Annotated in this window: 1 protein-coding gene; it reads right to left on the bottom strand. The window is 69.6% G+C overall.

Going from position 1 to position 1,291, the window contains the following annotated elements; genetic code table 11:
* Positions 1-16 precede the first annotated feature (16 nt).
* On the bottom strand, positions 17-1,051 hold the full coding sequence (locus AB0J67_RS41230; RefSeq protein WP_363491288.1) for an IS110 family transposase: 1,035 nt from the start codon (positions 1,049-1,051) through the stop codon (positions 17-19).
* Between the last annotated feature and the right edge of the window lie 240 nt (positions 1,052-1,291).

The raw sequence follows: 1,291 nt of genomic DNA, 5'->3' as shown, positions 1-1,291 counted from the left end.
ATAGCGCCTCTGTGTGTCAAGGGGCCGCAACGACCATCTGCTGTTGATCTTTGATGAGGTAGCGGTAGATGACGTTGGCAAGCCGGCGTTTGAGCGCTCGGCGTGCCTCGGCCGGGGTCTTTCCCTCGGTGAGTTTGCGCTGGTAGTAGTCGCGGCCGGGCCCTGGATCGCGGGCCTGGCAGACGGCGATGGTGTGCAGTGCGGAGTTGAGCTGGCGGTTGCCGCCGGTGTTGAGGCGGTGGCGGCGGCGTTCGCCGCTGGAGGCGTCCAGCGGCGAGGTCCCGGTGTAGCTGGCGAAGTGGTCTGCGGTCGGGAAGCGCGTGACGTCGCCGACGTGACCGATGATCTTGCCGGCCAGTACGGTGCCCAGGCCGTGGATCTGGGTGAGGCTGCTGCCGGCGACGGTCAGAGCATGGTCGGTCTGCTTCTCGTTGGCCTTGAGCAGCCGATCGGTGCGTCGGAGGTCGTCGACCAGGTCCCGTGCGAGGTCGCGGCGGCAGGCGTCGGCTGCGGTGATCGGCCGGATTGTGCGCAGCAGGGCTGCGGCTTTGGTAGCGGACAGGCCAAGAGCGGCGCCGCCGGGGACCAGGTCGCGCAGGAGGCCGTGGAGGCGATTGGTGATCCTGACGCGTTCGTGGGCCAGGTCGTCGCGGCGTTCGGCCAGCATCCGCAGCAGCACGGTCTGATCTTCCGCGACGACGGTGCGCAGCTTGCGGCTGCGCTGAGCGACGTGGGCGACGCTGGCGGCGTCGTGGATGTCGGTCTTGCGGCCGCCGCCGGTGTCCAGCAGCCTGGCACGGACGCTGAGGGTTGCGGGCACGTCGACGACATGTTCGCCGGCTGCCGCCAGCAGTTGGGCGATGGGCCTGCCCAGCCCGGCCGCGCCTTCGACGGCGAAGCGCCGCTGCGGCCAGTCCGCGGACCACGCCATGAGCGTCTTGAACGCTGCGGCGTTGACGGTGACACGGCGCGCGGCCAGATGCTGGCCGGTGGGGTCGAGGGCGACGGCGCTGAACGAGGACTTGTGCGGGTCGATACCGATGGTGATCACGGGTGGTGGCTCCCATGAGACGACGGGGCGGGGGCGTCGCCGCGGTGGGCACCCTGACTTGGGGAAGATCGTCCGCATGCCTCTGTCGAGCCACACCACGGCCGGGTGCCGACCGGCCCGGCACGCTATCAATGAGCCAGCCCGAAGGCGGCAAGGAGCCTGCGAACCTGCGCCGGCCGGCACCCGCAACACTATGGGCCGCAACCCTTCGTGTCTGCCCTCAGTAGACAAGTCAGGAGC

Source organism: Catellatospora sp. NPDC049609 (genome assembly GCF_040675365.1).
In the GTDB taxonomy this organism is placed as follows: Bacteria; Actinomycetota; Actinomycetes; order Mycobacteriales; family Micromonosporaceae; genus Catellatospora.
This window is presented reverse-complemented; position numbering and strand designations above follow the sequence as displayed.